The following is a 20323-nucleotide window of genomic DNA, read 5'->3' on the forward strand; positions in this document are numbered from 1 at the left end:
CCTTCGTTCGTTCCTGCATCGCAGAAGCGCGACGCGGGGCAGGCGGATGATACGGATCGAGGAGGGGCGGCCGACGCCCCTCGGAGCCGCATGGGATGGGCGCGGGGTCAACTACGCCCTGTTCTCCGCACATGCGACAGCGGTCGATCTCTGCCTGTTTGACGCGACAGGCCGGCGCGAAACGCGCCGCATCCGCATGCCGGCGCGCACCGACCAGGTGTTCCACGCCTATCTGCAGGGGGCGCGACCCGGCCAGCTCTACGGCTACCGCGTGCACGGCCCCTATGAGCCGGCGGTCGGCCATCGCTTCAATCCCAACAAGCTGCTGCTGGACCCCTATGCGCGCCAGCTCTCCGGCCGCATCCGCTGGCACGACGCGCTCGCGGGCTATCGCACGGGCGCGCAACGCGCCGACCTGTCCTTCGACCGGCGCGACAGCGCCCCGATGATGCCAAAATGCGTGGTCGAGGACCCGGCCTTCACGTGGGGCGACGACAGGCCCCCGCGCACGCCGATGCGCGACAGCCTCATCTACGAGGCGCACGTGAAGGGGCTCACCCAGCTTCATCCGGAGGCGCCGCTCACCCTGCGCGGAACCTACGACGCGCTGGCCCATCCGGCGCTGGTGGAGCATCTGCTCAAGCTCGGCGTCACGGCGGTCGAGCTCCTGCCCATCCACGCCTTTTCGGATGACAGGTTCCTGGTCGAGAAAGGCCTGCGCAACTACTGGGGCTATTCGACCCTGAGCTACTTCGCGCCCGATCCTCGCTATCTCAGCGAGGATGGCGTCTATGGCTTCAAGGCCGCCATCGCGACGCTGCACTCGGCCGGGATCGAGGTGCTGCTCGACGTGGTCTACAACCACACCGCCGAGGGCAATCATCTCGGGCCGACCCTGTGCTGGCGGGGCGTCGACAACTGCAGCTACTACAAGCTTGCTCCCGAAAACCGGCGCTTCTATTGGGACGCCACCGGCACCGGCAACACGCTCGACCTCGGCCACCCGCGCGTCCTGCAGATGGTGATGGACAGCCTTCGCCACTGGGTCGAGGCCTACCACATCGACGGGTTCCGGTTCGATCTCGCGTCCACGCTGGCGCGTGACAGCCACGCCTTCTGGGAGCGCGCCGGCTTTTTGCGGGCCGTCAGCCAGGATCCCGTGCTGAGTCAGTGCAAGCTGATCGCCGAGCCCTGGGATCTCGGCGAGGCCGGCTACCGGTTGGGCGGCTTTCCGCCCGGCTGGTCGGAATGGAACGACCAGTACCGGGACGTGGTGCGCTCCTTCTGGCGCGGCGACGAAGGCAAACTGCCGGATCTCGCGCGCGTCATCATGGGCTCCCGCGAGATCTTCGAGCCAGCGGGCCGTCAGCCCTGGGCGTCGATCAATTTCGTCTGCTCCCATGACGGTTTCACGCTGCAGGACCTCGTCAGCTACGACGAACGGCACAACGAGGCGAACGGCGAGAACGGTCAGGACGGCCACCCCCACAATCTGTCCGCCAACAACGGCGTCGAGGGCCCCACCAACGACCTCGACATCCTGGCGCTGCGCGCCCGGCAAAAGCGCAACCTGCTCGCGACCGTGATGCTCTCCATCGGCGTCCCCATGCTGCTGATGGGCGACGAGTTGTCCCGGACGCAGGGCGGCAACAACAATCCGTATTGCCAGGACAACGAAACGAGCTGGTTCAACTGGCGCGCCGGCTTTGCGGCGGACCCCGACCTCCCCGCCTTCGTGCAGAATCTCGCGGCGTTTCGCCGCCGCCATTCGGCGTTGCGGCCGCGGAGTTTTCCGAGCGGCGCGATGAGCCACGACACGGGCCTGCGCGACGTGCACTGGCTCACGCCGGATGGCCGCGAGATGACGCGCGCCGACTGGGCCGAACCGACGTTGAAGACGCTCGGCGTCCAGATCGGCAATGCCGAGCCGTCCGAGCGCCTGCTGCTGCTCTTCAACGCATCCGATGCGGACGTTTCGTTCCATCTCACTCCGCATCTGCGCGGTGGCAGGTGGGTGAAAGTGTTTGGCACGGAACTTCCGGACGGTCTCGTGCGTCGCGCCTCCACGATCCTCGAACCCGGCGGCGCCTGCGATCTCCTGGCCCGCTCCCTCTCGGTCTTCCAATACGCGGCCGGCCCTGCCGGGCCCGACACATCGCCCCAATCAACTGTCCAGGAGGTCCCGTGAAGGGACGAGCTCGCGCCCCCCAGGGCCTCGACGCCGACATCGCCGAACTCGCCCGGGCGGCCGGCATCGCGGCGGACTATAGTGACGCCTACGGCACGCCCGTCACGGTTCCGCTGGATACGCGGCGCGCGTTGCTCGCCGCGCTGGGACTGCCTGCCGGGTCGGCCGGCGAGCTGCGCGACAGCCTTGCGCACGCGACAGCCCTGCGGTCCGGCCCGACGCCGTCGTTGATCGTTGCGCCGGTGGGGCGCGAATGGCCGCTCGACGTCCGCGGCGGCAAAGCGGCCGAATGGTCGCTCACGCTGGAGGACGGAAGCACCCGGCAGGGCCGCACCGACGGCCTCATGCCGGCCTTGCCGGCCGGCTATCACACGCTCGAACTGCGCGAAGGCGCAGCAACCCATCGCGCCACCGTGCTGGCCGCGCCGGAGCGGTGCTGGACGCCGGGCGCTCTGGACCGGGGCGAGCGCTGGTGGGGCTTGACCGCGCAGCTCTACGGGCTGCGAAGCGCCGCGCACGACGCGGGCGTGGGCGACTACCGGGCCGTCGGCGAACTCGCGGCGGGCGCAGCCCGGCATGGCGCATCCTTTCTGGGGCTGAGCCCCGTGCATGCGCTGTTCACCTCCGATCGGACGAAGATCTCCCCCTATTCGCCGTCGTCCCGGCTCTTTCTGGAGACACTCTACATCGACCCCACGGCGGTTGGCCGAAAGGGCGCCAAGGCGCGCGCGGCGGCGCAGCCCTCGCGCGGGGCCGGGCTGGTCGACTACGAGAAGGCCTGGGCCGAGCGCCGCGTTGCGCTCGAGGCGCTTTGGGCGGGCGGCGACGCCTGGATAAAGGATCCGGACTTCCTGGCCTTCCGCCAAGGGGGTGGGCGCCTCCTGGAGGCGCATGCGACGTTCGAGGCGCTGTCGGCGCATCACCTGGCCGAGGGGGTGACGTGGTCGGGCGGCTGGAAGCCCGAGCTGCAGGACTGCGGCTCCGACGCCGTGCGGGCGTTCCAGGCCGGGCGCGAACGCGAGGTCGCGTTCCACGCCTGGCTGCAATGGCTGGCCGATACGCAGCTCGGGGAGGCCGCGGCCGCGGCCCGTGACGCCGGCATGGGGCTCGGGCTCTATCGCGACCTCGCGGTCGGGCCGGACCGCTATGGCTCGGAAGTCTGGTCCGCGCCGGACCGCTACATTCCGGATTTCGCCGTCGGGGCGCCGCCGGATCTCCTTGGCCCGCAGGGGCAGAACTGGGGCCTGCCGGCCTTCAACCCGGTCGCGCTGGCCGAGCAGGGCCTCGCGGGATTCCGGGCGCTCGTGTCCGCCAACGCGCGCCACGCCGGCGCGATCAGGATCGACCACGCCTTCCAGCTCGCCCGGCTCTTCCTGATCCCACCGGGCGCGAGCGCGGCCGAGGGCGCCTACCTCGAATACCCGTTCGAGGCTCTGCTCGCCGCCCTGCGCATCGAGAGCCACCGGGCCGAGTGCCTAGTGATCGCCGAGGACCTGGGCACCGCCCCCGAAGGCTTTTCGGACGCCATCATGGGGTCCGGGGTGCTGAGCTACCGCGTGTTCTTCTTCGAGCAGGACGGGAACGGCTTCAAGCCGCCTCGGGCTTACCCGCAGCCCGCCATGGCGGCGCTCTCCACCCACGACCTGCCGACCTTCGCGGGCTGGTGGCGCGGGCTCGACGTCGACCTGCGCGAAACCTTCGGCATCTACGACGCCGAACGCGCCGCCCGCGACCGCGACGAGCGCGTCCATGAGCGCCGGCGTTTCGCCGAAGCGCTCGCGAACGAAGGCCTGCTGCCCGACGCCGAGCCGCCGGCCCGCCCGCCGCTCGAGGCCGCCTGTCGCTACCTCGCCCGCACGCCTTCGGCGTTGGCGGCCCTGCAGGCGGAGGACGTCGCCCTGGAAATGAACCAGGCCAACATGCCGGGGCTGGTCGACGGCCACCCGAACTGGCGGCGGCGCTCCACCCTGACGGTGGACGAGTTGGTTGCGCCGGACGGTCCCATGGCGAAGCTGGCGCGCGCGATGGCCCGAGAAACCCGGGGACAGGGCCTCGGCGCGCCGCTGGCGGCGCCGCGCGCCACCTATCGTTTCCAATTTCATGCGGGCTTCACCTTCGACGACGCGATCAAGGTTCTCCCTGATCTCGTGGCGCTCGGGATCAGCCATGCCTATGCGTCGCCGATCCAGCGGGCGCGTCCGGGCTCTACGCACGGCTACGACATCGTCGACCACGGCGAGATCAATCCCGAGCTCGGCGGCGAGGCGGCCTTCGTGCGCTTCGCGGACGCACTGAAGCGCCACGGCCTCGGGCTGGTGGTGGACATCGTCCCCAACCACATGGGCGTCAGCAAGGAAAACCCGCTCTGGCAGGCCATGCTGGCCTGGGGCCGCGTCTCGCCGGACGCGCAGGCCTTCGACGTCGACTGGGACCGCCCCGGCGCGGACGGCAAGATCCTGCTGCCGGTGCTCGGGCAGGGCTATGGCGGCGCGTTGCAGGCCGGCGAGCTCAGGCTTGTCTGGGAGGCCGCGCGCGGCGGCTTCGGGCTCGCTTACTTCGACGAGTGGATGCCCATCGGCCCGCTCACCTGGCCGGCGCTGCTCGACAGCGCCGCCGCCGCGCTGCGGCAGGGCTCGGCCGACCGTGAGGCCGTGCTGGGCGTCGCCGACGGGCTGCGCAGCCTGGCGCTGCAGGCCGCGCGCGGCGAAGCCATCCATGAGCGCGCCGCCGCGCTGGCGGGCGGCTTCGTCGCCCAGGCGGAGGGATCGCGCGCCCTGCGCAAGGCCGTGGAAGCCGCGTTGGACGCCCACAATGGCGCGGCCGGTCATGCGGCTTCGTTCGAGGCCCTGCATCGGCTTCTGGAAGACCAGAACTGGCGGCTGGCCGAATGGCGCCTTGCGTCCAGCGAGCTCAACTACCGCCGGTTCTTCGACGTGAACACGCTGGCGGGGCTGCGCGTCGAGATTCCGCGGATCTTCGACAAGGCCCACGACCTCATCCTGCGCCACGTGCGCGAGGGCCGGATACAGGGCCTGCGCATCGACCATATCGACGGACTCGCTGATCCGGAGGGGTATCTCCGAACGCTGCGCCGCGCCGCCGGCCCGGGCGTCTACATCGTCGCCGAGAAGATCCTGGAGCCTGGCGAGGAGCTGCGGCGCTGGCCGCTGGCGGGCACCACCGGCTACGACGTCATGGGCCCGCTCGACGGGATCTTCCTCGATCCCGCCGCCGAGGCGCCGCTGGACGCGCTGTACAACAAGGTCCGGACCGACCCGCGTTCGCCGGGAGAGCAGCTCTACGCCGCCAAGGCGGAGCTGCTGGAAACCAGCTTCGCCAGCGAGCGCGACGCCATCGTGCTCGATCTCGCGACCATCGCGCGCGCCGATCGCGACACGCGCGACCTGGTGGCGGCCCGCCTCCGCCGCGCCGTGATCGCCCTTGTGGCGGCCTTCCCGGTGTACCGGACCTACCTGCGGGAAGGCGAGCGCACCGACGCCCCGGACCCGGCCGACGTCGCCCTGCTGGACGGCGTGGTCGCGGAGGCCAAGCGGCGGCTCGGGCCGTCGGGCGAGGCGGCCTGCGACTTCATCCGCACGGTGCTGCTCGACGCCGGCGCGGTGGCGCGGCGCCTGCCCGATGTCGCCGCCACGGTGCGCCGCCGCTTCCAGCAACTCACCGGGCCGGTGATGGCCAAGGGGCTGGAGGACACGCTGTTCTACCGGCACGTCCGCCTCCTGGCGCTGAACGAGGTGGGCGGCGACCCGGCTCATTTCGCGCTGGCGCCGGAGGAGTTCCACGCCGCCATGCAGAGCCGCGCGTCCGATTGGCCGAACGCCATGACGGGCACGGCCACGCACGACACCAAGCGCGGCGAAGATGCGCGCTCGCGGCTCATCGCTCTGGCGGACGACCCGCAGGGGTGGGCCGACGCGCTGGCCGAAACCGAGCGCCTGACCGCAGACGTAATCGCCAGGAACGGCGACGCCCCGGACGCCAATGACCGCTGGATGATCTCCCAGTCGATCTTGGGCGCCTGGCCGCTCGAGCTTCTGGACAAGGACGACCGCAAGGCGCTCACCACATTCCGCGAGCGGCTGTACGGCTATGCCGAAAAAGCGCTGCGGGAATCCAAGCGCCGCTCCAGCTGGCTGGAGCCCGACAGCGCCTATGAGGCCGCCGCCAAAGCTTGGATCGCCGCCATCGTGTCGGCCAAGAGCCCGGCGCTGGAGGCGTTGCGGCCCCTGGCCCGGCGGCTCGCCCGCAGGGGCGCGCTGATCAGCCTCGCCCGCACTGCAGTGAAATGCGTGATGCCGGGCGTGCCGGACTTCTACCAGGGCACGGAGTTCTGGGATTTTTCGCTGGTCGACCCGGACAACCGCCGCCCGGTGGACTACCGCGCCCGCGCCAAGGCGCTCGCCAAGCCGGCGTCGCCGCCCGATCTCATGGCGGATTGGACCGACGGCCGGGTCAAGCAGGCGCTCGTCCGCGTGCTGCTCGCCGACCGCGCCGCCGCCCCGGCGCTCTATGCGTCCGGCGACTACCAGCCGCTCACCGTCGAGGGCGGGCGGTCCGCAAACGTGCTGGCCTTCCGGCGGGAGGGCGCGGGCGAGCAGGTCATTGTTCTTGTCCCGCGCCTCGTCGGATCCCTGCTGGATGCTGACGAACTGGCGCCGCGCCCGTCCGCTTGGGCGGGAAGCAGCGTCATTCTCCCGTCAGGCGAATGGCGCGACATCGTCTCGGGCGCAAGCGTGCGCTCGGCCGGCAAGCCCTTGCCGCTGCCGGAACTCTTCTCCCGCTTTCCGATTGCAGTTCTGAGAGCTCCATCATGACGCCACCCCGTAGCCAGACGCGATCCTCAACCCCCCGCGCCGTGCGCTCTCCGCGCGCCGAAACGGGAACGCCTCCGCGTGGCGAAGGCCGGGTCGTGATCGAAGGCGTGGCGCCCGAGATTGACGCGGGGGCCAGTCCGGCCAAGCGCGTGGTCGGCGACGTGTTCACGGTCGAGGCCGACATCTTCAGCGACGGCCACGACGTCGTCCGCGCGGAGCTGATGTTCAAGCGCGCCGACGAGATCCGCTGGCGACGTGCGCCCATGACTTTCGTGATCAACGATCGCTGGACCGGGTCCTTCACGCTCGATCAAAACGCGCGCTGGCTCTATACCATCGAGGCGTGGCGCGACCCCTATGCGTCGTGGTCGCGCGACGTCGCCAAGAAGCGTGACGCCGGCCAGGACGTCAGCTCGGAACTGTCCGAGGGCGAGGCGATGCTACGCTCGGTGGACGCCTCCGGGGCCGACGCCGACGCGCATGGTCGCCTGGTTACGGCGCTCGAGGCGCACCCCTACCGCGACCCGGCTCGCCTCGACGTGCTGCTGTCGGCCGAAACCGCCGCCCTGATGAGCCGCCTCGGCGAGCGCGCGAACCTGTCGCGCTACCCGCGCATGCTGCCCGTCGTGGCCGACCGCCCGGCGGCGCGCTTCTCGGCCTGGTACGAACTCTTCCCGCGCTCGCAGTCGGACGATCCCGTCCGTCACGGCACCTTCGACGACGTAATCGGCAAGCTGCCCTATGTGCGCGACCTTGGCTTCGACGTGCTTTATTTCACGCCGATCCACCCGATCGGACGCACCAACCGCAAGGGCCGCAACAATTCCCTGACGGCCGGTCCCGACGACCCCGGCAGCGTCTACGCCATCGGGGCGGAGGAGGGCGGCCACACCGCCGTGCATCCCGAGCTCGGCACGCTGGAGGATTTCGACCGCCTGGTTGTGGCTGCGCGCGAGCACGGGCTCGAGATCGCGCTCGATTTCGCCGTGCAGTGCTCGCCGGATCATCCCTGGATCAAGGAGCATCCGGAGTGGTTCGAGTGGCGTCCGGACGGCACCATTCGCTTCGCCGAGAACCCGCCCAAGAAGTACGAGGACATCGTCAACGTCCATTTCTACGGGCAGTCCTTTCCGGACCTCTGGTACGCGCTGCGCGACGCCTTCCTGTTCTGGGTCGAGCGCGGGGTGAAGATCTTCCGCGTCGACAACCCGCACACCAAGCCGATCCCGTTCTGGGAATGGGTGATCCGCGAGGTCAACGAACGTCACCCCGATGTGCTGTTCCTGGCCGAGGCCTTCACCCGGCCCAAGATGATGAAGAAACTGGCCAAGATCGGCTTCCAGCAGTCCTACACGTATTTCACGTGGCGCAACCTGAAGGCCGAGATCGCCGAATACGCGCTCGAACTCGCGGGCGAGATGGGCGAGTACTACCGCCCGAACTTCTTCGTGAACACGCCCGACATCAACCCGGTCTACCTGCAGACCAGCGGCCGCCCGGGCTTCATCGTGCGGTCGACGCTGGCCGCCACGCTCTCCAGCGTGTGGGGCATGTATTCGGGCTTCGAGGTGTGCGAGGCGACGCCGATCATCGGCAAGGAGGAATATCTCGACAGCGAGAAATACGAGATCAAGGCCTGGGACCTCGACAAGCCCGGCCACATCAAGGACCACATCCGGGCGCTCAATCGCATCCGCCGCGAAAACCCGGCATTGCAGGACTTCCGCAACGTCACCTTCCTGAACGCCTGGAACGACAACATCCTGGCCTACGCCAAGTGGGCCCCGGACAAGAGCGAATGCGTGTTCTGCCTGGTCAATCTCGACCCGCACGCGCGCCAGGACTGCGCCTACGAGATCCCGCTCTGGGAATTTGGACTGCCTGACACGGGCGCGCTGGAGGTCGAGGACCTCCTGCTCGGCTACCGCTTCAGGCTGCACGGCAAGACGCACCAGATCGCGCTGGACCCGAACGACCGCTCGGTCGCGGTCTGGCGTTTGAAGAAACAAGGCTGAGAGGGGCCGGAATGATCGAACGTAACGACCCCCAATGGTACAAAGACGCCATTATCTACCAAGTCCATGTGAAGTCCTTTTTCGACGCCAACGATGATGGCGTCGGCGATTTCGAGGGTCTCACCAAGCGGCTCGACTACATCAAGGACCTGGGCGTCACCGCCATCTGGCTGATGCCGTTCTACCCTTCGCCGCTGAAGGACGACGGCTACGACATCGCCGAATACCGCGACATCAACCCCGCCTACGGGACCATGCGCGACTTCCGCCGCTTCGTGCGCGCCGCGCATGACCGCGGGCTGCGGGTGATCACCGAGCTGGTGATCAACCACACCTCGGACCAGCATCCCTGGTTCCAGCGAGCCCGCCGGGCGCGCCCGGGCTCGGCTGCGCGGGACTTCTACGTGTGGTCGGACACGGACCGCAAATACGTCGACACCCGCATCATCTTTCTCGACACCGAGCAGTCGAACTGGACCTGGGACCCGATCGCCAAGTCCTACTTCTGGCACCGCTTCTACAGCCACCAGCCGGACCTGAACTTTGACAACCCGCGCGTGCTCGAAGCCGTGATCGACGTGATGCGCTTCTGGCTCGACATGGGCGTGGACGGCCTGCGCCTGGACGCCATTCCGTACCTCATCGAGCGCGACGGCACGAACTGCGAGAATCTCCCCGAGACCCACACGGTCATCAAGAAGATCCGCGCCGCGCTGGACGAGAGCTACCCGGACCGCATGCTGCTGGCCGAGGCCAACCAGTGGCCGGAGGAGACCGCGCAGTATTTCGGCGATGGCGACGAATGCCATATGGCGTTCCATTTCCCGCTGATGCCGCGCATGTACATGGCCATCGCGCAGGAAGACCGGCACCCGGTCACCGACATCATGCGCCAGACGCCCGAGATCCCCGAAAACGCCCAATGGGCGATCTTCCTGCGCAACCACGACGAGCTGACGCTCGAAATGGTGACCGACCAGGAGCGTGATTACCTCTGGAGCTTCTACGCCTCCGAGCGCCGCGCCCGCATCAACCTGGGCATCCGCCGCCGGCTCTCGCCGCTGCTGGAGAACGACCGGCGCAAGATCGAGCTCATGAACTCGCTGCTGATGTCGATGCCGGGCACGCCGGTGCTCTACTACGGCGACGAGATCGGCATGGGCGACAACATCTATCTCGGCGACCGCGACGGCGTGCGCACGCCCATGCAGTGGTCGCCCGACCGCAACGGCGGCTTCAGCCGCGCCGACCCGGCCCGACTGTTCCTGCCGGCCGTGCAGGATCCGCTGCACGGCTTCCAGGCCGTGAACGTCGAGGCGCAGCTCGGCACGCAGGCGAGCCTTCTGAACTGGGCCCGCCGCATGATCGCGGTGCGTCGCGCCCACAAGGTGTTTGGTCGCGGCACGCTTCGCTTCCTCTACCCGAGCAACCGCAAGGTGCTGGCCTATCTGCGCGAGTTCGGCGACGAGAAGGTGCTGTGCGTCGTGAACGTGTCGCGCGCCCCGCAGGCCGTGGAGCTGGACCTCGCGGAGTTCAAGGGCGCCAACCCTGTGGAGATGGGCGCCGGCTCGGTGTTCCCGCCCGTCGGCGACCTCCCGTACCTGCTGACGCTGCCGGCCTACGGCTACTACTGGTTCGAGTTGCGCCCGCAGGCGGCCTCCGCCGAGGGGCGCTTCGGGCCCAAGCCCCAGCCCGAGCTGTTCACGCTCGTGCTCACGGGCGCGGCCGACAGCCTGCTGGCGGGTCGCGAGCGCGCCGCGTTCGAGCGCACCGTGGCGGCGGGCTTCCTGCCCAGCCGTCGCTGGTTCGCCGGCAAGGGGCGGCGCATCGACCGCGTCGAGGTCACCGATCACGCGCTGATGGAGCGTGAGGGCCGCAGCTACCTGCTGCCGCGCTTGTCCGTGGAGCTGAAGGGCGGCGAGACGCAGCATTACTTCACGCCGCTGGCGGTGCTGGAAGGCCGCGAGGAGGAGCATCTGCTCGGCTATGCGGTCGCCAAGGTGCGGCGCGGCGCCCGTACGGGCCTGGTGGTGGACGCCGACGCGGCGCCCGACTTCGCGCTCGCGGCCGTGGAGGCCATGCAGCGGGGCGACAGCCTCAAGACCCACAAGGGCGCGGAGATCCGCTTCACGGGCACGCCCGCCCTCGCCGAAGAGCAGGGGCTGGACCAGCTCGAGATCCGTCGCCTTGGCGCGGAGCAGAGCAATTCCTCGATCGCGTTCGACGACAAGCTGCTGCTGAAGATCTACCGTCGCGTCCAGCCGGGCGTGCACCCCGAGATCGAGGTGGCGCGCTTCCTCACCGAGGTCGCGGGCTTCGAGGCGACGCCGCCTTACCTCGGCTCCATCGAGGCGGTCGATCCGGACGGAACCAGCACGTCGCTGGGCATCCTGCAGCGTTTCGTGCGCAACCAGGGCGACGCCTGGAGCTGGACCCTGAATGCGCTGGGGCGCGAGTTCGAGAATCTCGCCCTGATCGCTCCCGATGTCGCGGACCCGGTGGACGAGACCTTCGCGGCCTATCTGCCTTACGCACGCATTCTCGGCCGTCGCACGGCCGAGATGCATCTGGCCTTCGCGACCGAGACGGAAGACGAAGCCTTCGCGGCCGAGCCCCTCACGATGGCGGACGTGGACCACATCTGCGACGACGCGCGCCGGCTGGCCGAGAGGGCCTTCGAGGGCCTTGGCCGTACGGTTGCGGTCAGCGATGCGTCCGCAACCGCCATCACGGCGTTGCGGGAACGGCGCGACGAGGTTTTCGCGCTGATCGACACGTTGCGCCGCGAACCCGCTTTGGCGACCAAGACCCGCGTCCACGGCGACTACCATCTCGGCCAGGTGCTGATCGTGCGCGACGACATTCTGATCGTCGACTTCGAGGGCGAGCCCTCGCGGCCCGTGCACGAGCGGCGCATGAAGTCGTCGCCGCTGCGCGACGTCGCCGGGATGCTGCGCTCCTTCGCGTATGCGGTGGAGACGTCGCTGCGCGACATCCAGGGCCGGCTGCCGGATGGGGCCGGGCGCGTGGAGACGGCGGCGCACGACGTGCTCACGCTGGTGGAGCGCGTGTTCCTGGCCGCCTATGCGGAAGTCGCGCAGGGCAGCCGCGCATGGGTGGGCGACGACGCCACCCGCACTGCGCTGCTGCGGCTGCAATTGTTGTCGAAGGCGCTCTACGAGGTCGGCTACGAGGCCGACAACAGGCCCGAATGGATCGATATTCCGGTCCGCGGCGTCCTGAGCATCCTGGATGGAGAGGTGGTGCGCTGATGGCAGGCCGGAACATGACGACCGAAGCCGCCGGCGACACGGCTTCCAACGCCGCCGAACTCGCCCCCGAGGCGATCGCCGCAGTCGCGCATGCGTCGCATGGCGACCCCTTCGGCATTCTCGGCCCGCATCAGGTCGGCCCCGACCTGTGGGAGGTCCGCGCCATGCTGCCCCGCGCCCTGCGGGTCTGGGTGGTCGGCCTCGACGGCGACACCGAGCTCGCCGCCATGCAGCGCCGCCACCCCGCGGGCTTTTTTGTCGGGCGCTTCCAGTCGGGCGGGCGGCCAGGCTACCGCCTGAGGATCGAGACCGCGGATTCCACCGCGGTTGTCTACGATCCCTATTCGTTTCTGAACGTGCTGAGCGACGACGACCTGGCGCACATCGCCGATCCGGGCGGGGACACGATCTACCGCTCGCTCGGCGCGCATCCGCGCAAGCTCGGCGAGGTGGACGGCTTCGCGGTCGCGGTCTGGGCTCCCAACGCGAGCCGCGTCAGCCTGGTGGGCGACTTCAACGGCTGGGATGGCCGCTGCCATCCCATGCGGCTGCGCCACGGCGCCGGGATCTGGGAGCTGTTCCTGCCCGAGATCGCGCCGGGCGGACGCTACAAGTTCGAGATCCGCGCCGCCAATGGCGGGCTCCTGCCGCTGAAGGCCGACCCGGTCGCGTTTCAGGCCGAACAGCCGCCTGCGACCGCCTCGATCCTGCACGGCCAGCCCGCGCAGACCTGGAGCGACGCCGACTGGATGACCAAGCGCGGCGAGGGCGACCCCCGCTTCAAGCCGATCTCGATCTACGAATGCCACCTCGGCTCCTGGGCGCGCATCCCGGAGGAGGGCGACCGCTTCCTCACCTACCGGGAGATGGCGGACCGCCTGGTCCCCTATGTGCGCGACATGGGCTTCACGCATATAGAGCTCCTGCCGATCACCGAGTTCCCGTTTGACGGCTCGTGGGGCTACCAGCCGGTGTCGCTCTACGCGCCGACCAGCCGCTTTGGCACGCCGGAAGACTTCGCCTTTTTCGTCAACGCCGCCCACGAGGCTGGCCTCGGCATCATGCTGGATTGGGTTCCGGCGCATTTCCCGAACGACCCGCACGGGCTCGGCGGCTTCGACGGCACGCATCTCTACGAGCACGCCGACCCGCGCCAGGGCTTCCACCAGGATTGGGGCACCTACATCTACAATTTCGGCCGCGCCGAGGTGCAGTCCTTCCTGGTCGCGAACGCCCGCTTCTGGCTGGAGCGCTACCATCTCGACGGCCTGCGCGTGGATGCGGTGGCGTCCATGCTCTACCTCGACTATTCGCGCAAGGCGGGCGAGTGGGTGCCCAACCGCTACGGCGGCAACGAGAACCTGGAAGCCATCGACTTCCTGCGCCGCATGAACGAGACCGCCTATTCGGTGGCGCCCGGCGCGATGACGATCGCCGAGGAGTCCACCGCCTGGCCGGGCGTGTCGCACCCCACCTACACGGGCGGGCTCGGCTTCGGCTTCAAGTGGAACATGGGCTGGATGCACGACACGCTCCGCTACATGTCCAAGGAGCCCATTCACCGGCGCTACCACCACCATGACCTCACCTTCGGGCTGCTCTACGCCTTCACGGAGAACTTTGTGCTGCCGCTGAGCCACGACGAGGTGGTGCACGGCAAGGGCTCGCTGCTCGGCAAGATGACGGGCGACCGTTGGCAGCGCTTCGCCAACCTGCGCGCTTATTTCGGCTTCATGTGGGGGCACCCCGGCAAGAAGCTGCTTTTCATGGGCGGCGAGTTCGCGCAGGAGCGGGAGTGGAACCACGACCTCAGCCTCGACTGGCATCTCCTGTCCGACCCGCTGCACCGGGGCGTGCAGGCACTGGTGCGCGACCTCAACCGCGCTTATCGGCAGATCCCTGCGTTGCATGAGCTCGACTCGGACGCCGCCGGCTTCGCCTGGCTGGTGGCCGACGACCGCGACAACTCGGTGCTGGCCTTCGCGCGCTACGGCAAGGACCGCGAGAAGCCCGCCGTGGTGGTGTGCAACTTCACCCCGGTGCCGCGCGCCGGCTACCGCATCGGCGTCCCGGCGGGCGGCTTCTGGCGGGAGGTCGTGAACACCGACGCCGACATGTATGGCGGCAGCGGCCTGGGCAACCTCGGCGGCATCGAGGCCGTTGAGCAGGAGAGCCACGGCCAGCCGTTCTCGGTTGTGCTCACGTGTCCGCCGCTTGCGACGATTGTGCTGGAGCGAGTCGCAACTTAGAGCATGGGCATCGGTCAAATTTTTATAATTCACTAACTAGCAAAAGGTAATTTACCCGGACCTTGAGGTTGCCGGGGACGATTATGCGCCTGCGTCTGAGCTTGAAAACGGTGAGCATGCTCGCATTCGGCGCGCTTGCTGTAGTGGGAGCGGCCTCGGGGCTCTCGACGATCTACAGCGTGTCGACCACCAAGCAATCGGTTGAACACATGCGCGAGCTGACGGGCGTGTTGCGCCGACAGACGCTGTCGGACATGCATCACGACGGCATTCGCGCCATTGTGTACGTTGCGTTGCATGACGGCGGGCGCAAGGCGGCGGACTCCAGCGACACCGTCAAGGAACTCGAAAAGACAATCACTCAGCTGGACGCCGGCATCCAGGGCATTCCGGATACCGAGCTCGGCCCCGCCGTCAGCGCCGCCAAGCCGGAGCTGCTGCGCCTCACTGGCGCTTATGTCCGCAAGGCGCGCGAGCTTGTGGATCTGGCCTTCTCGAACCCGGCCGAAGCCGAGTCGCGCCTGGGTAGCTTCGCCACCGTGTTCGAGGACCTCGCGGTCGCGATGGACAAGATGGGCGACCTCATCGAGGACGCCAACAAGGAGGCCGAGGAGAACGCCGCTCGCCGCCAGAACGTGCTGCAGTGGCAGACGAGCGTGGCCAGCGCAATCATCATGCTGGCGCTCGCCGGCGTGTTCTTCTGGCTGCGGTTCGCGTTGATCAACGGCGTGAGCGCGCTGGCGCGCTCGCTGGTCGACCGCGACGGCGAGGTCATCCTGGCCCGCGTCGCCGACCGCAACGCCGGCAATGAACTCGGCGAACTCGCGGCCGCGATGCGGATCTTCCGGGCCAACGGCGTCGACGCCGCCCGCGTCCGCGCGGCGCTGGACACCTGCCCGATCAATGTCCTGGCGGCCGACAATGACGGCCGCATCGTCTACGCCAACCCGGCCGTGCTGCAGCTGATGCGCGATCACCTGCCGGAGTTCCGTCTGCTCTCTCCGGGCTTCGATCCCGACGCCGTGATCGGCTCCCGGCTGGACGGTTTCCACCGCGACCCGAGCCGCGTCAACGGCATGGTCACTCAACTGCGCGGCAGCCATCGCTCCCGCATCCGGGCCGGTTCGCGCACCTTCGACATCGTGGTCTCGCCCATCGTGAAACCGGACGGCGAACGGCTCGGCGCCATGCTGATCTGGGAGGACATGACCGCCATCGTGGCGGCCGACCAAGAACTGGCCGAACTCGCCAGCGCGGCCGCCGAGGGCGACTTCTCCAAGCGCATCCAACTGGCCGACAAGCAGGGCTTCGCCAAGGACATGAGCTCGGGCCTGAACGCGCTGTCGACACGCGTCGAGGAAGCCGTGCAGGAGTTTGCATCCGTTCTGGGCGCCGTCGCCAACGGCGATCTCACCGCTTTGGTGCGGCGCGACTACCGCGGCGGGCTGGGCGCGCTGAGCGAGAGCATCAACCGTACGGTGGACCGTCTCGCCGAGACCGTTTCCGAGATCCAGCGGATGTCGACCGAAGTCGCCGAGGCCTCGCGCGAGATCAGCAGCGGCGCGGTTGACCTTTCCCAGCGCACCGAAACGCAGGCGCACTCTCTGGAGCAGACCGCCGCGACCGTGGATGAATTGGCCCTTTCGGTGCGCGCCAGCGCCGAGGCTTCCGGCCATGCGGCCGAGATGGCCGAGCAGGCGCGTTCGGTGGCGCGCGAGGGCGGCGTGATCGTAGCCGACGCCGTGGAGGCCATGGAGCGCATCGACCAGACCAGCCGGCGCATCTCCGAAATCACCAGCGTGATCGACGACATCGCCTTCCAGACCAATCTCCTGGCGCTGAACGCGGCCGTGGAGGCGGCACGGGCGGGCGAAGCCGGCAAGGGCTTCGCCGTGGTGGCGTCGGAAGTCCGCACCCTGGCTCAGCGCTCCAGCGGCGCCGCCAAGGACATCACCAACCTGATCGCAACCTCCAACGCCGAGGTCACCAACGGCGTGCGGCTGGTGCGCGCCGCCGGCGATACGCTGGGACGCATCGTCGACGCCTCCGCGACCGTAGCGTCCAGCGTCGCCGAGATCTCAGCGGCCGCCCGCGACCAGGCGAGCGGCATCCAGGCGATCACGCGATCGGTGGCGCAGCTCGACGAAATGACCCAGCAGAACGCCGCGCTGGCGGAGGAGAGCGCAGCCTCCTCGGGGCAGCTCTCCACCGAGATGCAGCGGCTGCGCGGATTGGCCGAGGCATTCAACACGGGCGAGAAGAAGCCTGCCCGCGTGAGCGCCGCGGCGTCGGCCAAGCCTACGCCACCCGCCAAAGCCTCCAGGCAAAGCGCGCCGGCCTCCAAGCTTGGGGCGCGCGCCGCCGCGCCTGCGCCGAAGCTCGCCAAGGCGGTCGGCGGAAGCTGGGACGAGTTCTAGCCCGGCCGGCCGGGTCAGATCTCAAAAAGGGCGTAGGGTTTCCCGCTCGGCTTTTCGATCTGCATCGCGACGTTGAACACCGGGATCCCGGCCGGCGTCTTGCCTTCATACCGGCCGCGATGCGCGTGACCGTGCACCACGGTCGTGACCTTGAAGCGGTCAATGGTTTCGGCCAGCCGCGAGCAGCCGAGAAACGGGAAGATCTCTTCCGGCTCGCCCTCGACGGTTTCGGCGATGGGCGCGTAGTGGAGCACCACCATGGCGCGTTCGCTGCGCACCTGGCGCAGGCCGTTCTCCAGCAACATGGCTTCGTTCATGGCCTCCGAAACAAAGCTCTTGGTGGCGCTTTCCCCGAAGGAGCCGAGCATGCGCCGCCCAAAACCGCCGCCGTAGCCCTTCACGCCGACGAAGCCGACGCCGCCGACCTCGCAGGTCTGCCCTTCCAGGATGGTGACGCCGGCGTCGCGAAGGATGCGCTTCACCTCGTCGACGCCGCCGCATTCGTGGTCGTGGTTGCCCAACACGGCGATCACCGGGATGGAGCAGGCCTTGAGGTCGGCGGCCAGCACCTCGGCCTCCTTGGGCTTGCCGAGATCGGTTAGGTCCCCGGCGAGCACCAGCGCGTCCGCGACCTTGGACACCTCGGCGAAGAGGTCGCGATAGGCGCCCGCTGACGTTTCCTTCACGTGGAGGTCGCCCATCGCCGCCACCGTGATGGTCTTGCGGTCTTGCGCCTCACTCATTGCGCCACTCGCCTTCTCCTCCGACATCCGCGAAACCCCATTCCTTGACGTCGATCTCGTAGTCGATGCGCGAGAACATGCGCCCGCGGCACACCTTCATCTGCGGCGGCGGCAATTGGCGCTGGTTGCCCAGCCGATCGAGAAGTTCGTCGATCAGCCATTTCGGAACCTTGTCGCGCTCGGTCGGGTAGACCCAGCGGAAGTTCAGGAGGTGGATCAGCAGCACCTCCCAGTGCACTTCCATGTGGGCCAGCAGCCGGCGCCAGTCGATCAGGTCGTGCGCCTTCAGGATCGTGTGGGCGACGTCGGCCCCGTCATAGCGGTGCCGCAGCTGGATGAAGCATTTGGAATAAACAAGCTCGGTCGGCCCGACGATGCGCACCGGCAAGCCCATCACCTCGATCTGGCGCGCATGCTCGAACCAGCTGTCGCCCACCGGCATGGTGCTGTTGGAAGACGCGAAGATGACGTCAAAGAAGTGCTGGCCCTTGTAGACCTTGCCGAGCCAGCGCTCGTCCTCGATCTCCACCGCATAACCGATGGACTGGAAATGCGCGAGGATGCGCTGGTAGTCGCCGGCCTTGCAGAAGATGTCGAGGTCCTTGGTGGGCCGCGAAATCCCCGTGTATGCGCTGAGCGCGTAGGTGCCGGCGAGCAGGTAGGGCGTGCCCAGTCGGGTGAGCTCCGCAAGGGCCTCGATATAGAACGCCTCGGCCTCCGGATGCTTCAGCACCGGCGTCGCCTTGGCGTCCATCGGGAGCGTGGCGTGCTCGGCGGAGGGCGGGGTCTGGACCTTGGAATCCTGCGGCGTCGCCATGGCGTGTTCCGAACACGGCGCTGAGCCGGCCGCGTTCGACAACACGCCCTGGCGGGCGCCGGTTCCTTTGGCTCAGTGCGGCTCGCGATGCGCCTCGATCACGAGGCCCTCGTGGCCGCGCAGATGAAGCTTCGCGCCCGTTCGCTCGCCCTCTCGTCCGCCCAGCGTGGAGAGCAGCACCGCGCCGAGCTGCGCGCCTTGCGGCAACGTCACGGTCTGGTCCTCGCCCGAGAAGTTGAGCGCCACCAGCGCCTGCTCGTCGCCGGCCTCGCGCCGGTACACGAACACGTGGTCGTCCACCAGCACGGGGGCGTAGCGCCCGACGGTCAGCGACTTGCGCTCGTTCCGCAGCGCGATCAGGCGGCGCGTCAGCGTCAACGTGGAGGTCGGGTCCTCCTTCATCACCGCGACATTGCGGGTGTGCCAGTCCTGATTGAGCGGCAGCCAGGGCTCCACTTCCGAGAAGCCCGCATTGAAGCTCCTGTCCCACGGCATGGGGGTGCGCGACGGATCGCGGCCGATGCCGAGGCCGGGCTCGTTCTTCTCCCATGGGTCCTGCACGCGGTCGCGCGGGATATGGACGGCCGGCATGCCGAGCTCGTCGCCATAGTAGAGCGTCGGCGTGCCGCGCAGCGTCAGCAGCATCATGGCGGCGATGCGGGCCTGCGCCTGACCGACCCGTGTGGCGATGCGCGGCTGGTCGTGGTTGCTGAGCACCCAGTTGGGCCAGCCGCCCTCCGGCAGCTTCTCCTCGTACTCGCGCACCAGCGCCTCGATGTCGCGCGCCCGCCACGTGGCGTGGATGAGCTGGAAATTGAACGGGAGGTGCGCGCCCGAGAGATCCGGCCCGTAATAGGTCACCAGCCGCTCGATCGGCAGGTAGATCTCGCCGATCAGCACCCGGTCCGGATAGGCGTCCAGCACCTGCCGCATCCCGGCGAGCACGCCATAGATGTCGGGGTGGTCGGCCGAATGGATCTGGAGGAGGCGGTTGATGTCCGGCTGCCCCGGCGCGTAGCCCGGATTCGGCGGGTTATCCCGCATCTCCGGGTCCTTCATCAGGTGCCAGATCACGTCGACCCGGAAACCGTCAACGCCGCGGTCGAGCCAGAAGCGGAGCGTGTCGAACATGGCCTCGCGCAGCTGCGGATTGCGCCAGTTCAGGTCCGGCTGCTCCTTCAGGAACGCGTGGTAGTAATATTGGCCGGTGGCCTCGTCGAACTGCCACGCGCTGCCGCCGAAATTGCTGATCCAGTTGTTGGGCGGCCCGCCGCCCGGCGCCGGATCGCGCCAGATGTACCAGTCGCGCTTGGGGTTGTCGCGCGACGACCGGCTTTCCGCGAACCAGGCATGCCGGTCCGACGAGTGGTTCGGCACAAAGTCGAGGATCACCTTCAGGTCGCGCGCATGCGCGTCGGCGATCAGCGCGTCGAAGCTGTCGAGCGAGCCGAACAACGGGTCGATGTCGCGGTAGTCGGCCACGTCATAGCCGCCGTCGCACATCGGCGACGGGTAGATTGGCGATATCCAGAGCGCGTCGACGCCCAGCCATGTCAGGTGGTCGAGCCGCTGGCGGATGCCTTCGAGATCGCCGACGCCGTCGCGGTTCGAGTCCTGAAAGGAACGCGGGTAGATCTGGTAGACGATCCCGCGCTTCCACCACGTCCGTTCCGCCATGCGGCTCTCCTTCTCGCGAATCCATGCCGCCGCGGCTACGGCGCGCGGGGATGTGTCCATCTGTTCAGCGTACCGGGCGAATGCCTCAACGCCGCGACGGTTCCCGCCCGCGG

General features: G+C 68.5%; 8 protein-coding genes and 1 pseudogene. 6 read left to right on the top strand and 3 right to left on the bottom strand.

Features of this window, described 5'->3' with window-relative positions:
• Positions 1-46 precede the first annotated feature (46 nt).
• The 6 genes and pseudogenes from glgX to IEV99_RS02720 all read left to right on the top strand — a co-directional run bounded on the left by glgX (position 47) and on the right by IEV99_RS02720 (position 16973).
• The gene (gene glgX / locus IEV99_RS02695) at positions 47-2188 is read left to right on the top strand and encodes a glycogen debranching protein GlgX (RefSeq protein ID WP_188516179.1); all 2142 of its coding nucleotides are present in this window, start codon (positions 47-49) and stop codon (positions 2186-2188) included.
• Entirely contained in the window at positions 2185-7020 is a 4836-nt protein-coding gene (gene treY / locus IEV99_RS02700; RefSeq protein ID WP_188516180.1) for a malto-oligosyltrehalose synthase, read from the top strand. The genes glgX and treY overlap by 4 nt, the downstream gene beginning before the upstream one ends.
• Positions 7021-7088: 68 nt before the next feature.
• Positions 7089-9035, top strand: a pseudogene (locus tag IEV99_RS02705) (alpha-1,4-glucan--maltose-1-phosphate maltosyltransferase); the annotation flags it as partial.
• 11 nt (positions 9036-9046) lie between these two features.
• Positions 9047-12307: a maltose alpha-D-glucosyltransferase gene (gene treS / locus IEV99_RS02710; protein WP_188516182.1), complete on the top strand. Its 3261-nt coding sequence runs from the start codon at positions 9047-9049 to the stop codon at positions 12305-12307.
• Positions 12307-14556 (top strand): 1,4-alpha-glucan branching protein GlgB, encoded by a 2250-nt coding sequence (glgB, locus tag IEV99_RS02715; RefSeq protein WP_371875761.1) that lies wholly within the window; start codon positions 12307-12309, stop codon positions 14554-14556. Before treS ends, glgB begins: the two co-directional genes overlap by 1 nt.
• A 116-nt stretch (positions 14557-14672) precedes the next feature.
• A complete protein-coding gene (locus IEV99_RS02720) occupies positions 14673-16973 on the top strand; it encodes a methyl-accepting chemotaxis protein (RefSeq protein ID WP_244643761.1) in 2301 nt (766 codons plus the stop codon).
• A 14-nt stretch (positions 16974-16987) separates the two neighbouring features.
• Here the strand turns inward: IEV99_RS02720 and IEV99_RS02725 are convergent, their stop codons facing one another.
• The 3 genes from IEV99_RS02725 to IEV99_RS02735 all read right to left on the bottom strand — a co-directional run bounded on the left by IEV99_RS02725 (position 16988) and on the right by IEV99_RS02735 (position 20210).
• Positions 16988-17716: a metallophosphoesterase family protein gene (locus tag IEV99_RS02725; RefSeq protein WP_244643497.1), complete on the bottom strand. Its 729-nt coding sequence runs from the start codon at positions 17714-17716 to the stop codon at positions 16988-16990.
• Positions 17709-18470 carry a nucleotidyltransferase family protein gene (locus IEV99_RS02730; RefSeq protein ID WP_188517618.1) on the bottom strand — a complete coding sequence of 254 codons (762 nt, stop codon included), beginning with the start codon at positions 18468-18470 and terminating at the stop codon, positions 17709-17711. The genes IEV99_RS02725 and IEV99_RS02730 overlap by 8 nt, the downstream gene beginning before the upstream one ends.
• Before the next feature lie 135 nt (positions 18471-18605).
• Complete coding sequence (locus tag IEV99_RS02735) at positions 18606-20210, bottom strand: alpha-amylase family glycosyl hydrolase (protein ID WP_188516185.1); 1605 nt, start codon at positions 20208-20210, stop codon at positions 18606-18608.
• Positions 20211-20323: the final 113 nt, after the last annotated feature.

The organism is Alsobacter metallidurans, from assembly GCF_014636935.1.
GTDB lineage: Bacteria > Pseudomonadota > Alphaproteobacteria > Rhizobiales > Beijerinckiaceae > Alsobacter > Alsobacter metallidurans.

Bases quoted from the DNA above. Each gene is read 5' to 3' on its own strand.
- glgX (WP_188516179.1), top strand. From the start codon at position 47: ATGATACGGATCGAGGAGGGGCGGCCGACGCCCCTCGGAGCCGCATGG.
- treS (WP_188516182.1), top strand. From the start codon at position 9,047: ATGATCGAACGTAACGACCCCCAATGGTACAAAGACGCCATTATCTAC.
- glgB (WP_371875761.1), top strand. From the start codon at position 12,307: ATGGCAGGCCGGAACATGACGACCGAAGCCGCCGGCGACACGGCTTCC.
- IEV99_RS02720 (WP_244643761.1), top strand. From the start codon at position 14,673: ATGCTCGCATTCGGCGCGCTTGCTGTAGTGGGAGCGGCCTCGGGGCTC.
- IEV99_RS02725 (WP_244643497.1), bottom strand. From the start codon at position 17,716: ATGAGTGAGGCGCAAGACCGCAAGACCATCACGGTGGCGGCGATGGGC.
- IEV99_RS02730 (WP_188517618.1), bottom strand. From the start codon at position 18,470: ATGGACGCCAAGGCGACGCCGGTGCTGAAGCATCCGGAGGCCGAGGCG.
- IEV99_RS02735 (WP_188516185.1), bottom strand. From the start codon at position 20,210: ATGGCGGAACGGACGTGGTGGAAGCGCGGGATCGTCTACCAGATCTAC.